At 48.9% G+C, this 775-nt stretch carries 1 pseudogene; it reads left to right on the top strand.

Going from position 1 to position 775, the window contains the following annotated elements:
- A pseudogene (locus ACYVFA_RS23710) lies at nt 1-775 on the top strand (gliding motility-associated C-terminal domain-containing protein); the annotation flags it as partial.

Genomic DNA, 775 nt, shown 5'->3' with positions numbered 1-775 from the left:
TTGTACGGTGGGTAGTTGCACTTCCCCAGCCAGCCAAGCCGTAACAGGTTTACAGATTGTTACTCAACCAAGTGCACCAACTATTGTTGCACCCAATCCAAAAGTAGTATGTGCGCCAAATACGCTGACCTTAACCGCCAGTGGATGCGGTGGCACAGTTAATTGGTCAACAGGAGCAACGGGTACAAGTCTGGTACTTTCAAGTGTGGGTACTTACAGCATTACAGCCACTTGTATAGTGGGTAGTTGTACCTCTCCATCAAGCCAAGCCGTAACAGGTTTACAGATTGTAACACAACCATCTGCACCAACGATTGTTGCACCCAATCCAAAGGTAGCATGTGCGCCAAATACCTTGACCTTAACCGCCGGTGGATGCGGCGGAACAATAAACTGGTCAACAGGAGCCACGGGTACAAGTCTGGTACTTTCAAGCGTAGGCACTTATAGCATTACAGCCACCTGTACGGTTGGTAGTTGTACTTCCCCAGCCAGCCAAGCCGTAACAGGTTTGCAGATTGTAACGCAACCATCTGCACCAACGATTGTTGCCCCCAATCCAAAAGTAGTATGTGCGCCAAATACGCTGACCTTAACAGCGAGTGGATGTGGCGGCACAGTAAACTGGTCAACAGGAGCCACAGGCACAAGTCTGATACTTTCAAATGTAGGTACTTATAGCATTACGGCCACTTGTACGGTGGGTAGTTGTACCTCTCCAGCAAGTACCGCAGTAACAGGTTTACAGATTGTAACCCAACCAAGTGCCCCAACA

This window comes from Emticicia fontis, assembly GCF_054779675.1.
Note: the sequence above shows the minus strand (reverse complement) of the source record. Positions and strands in the feature narration are given on the sequence as shown.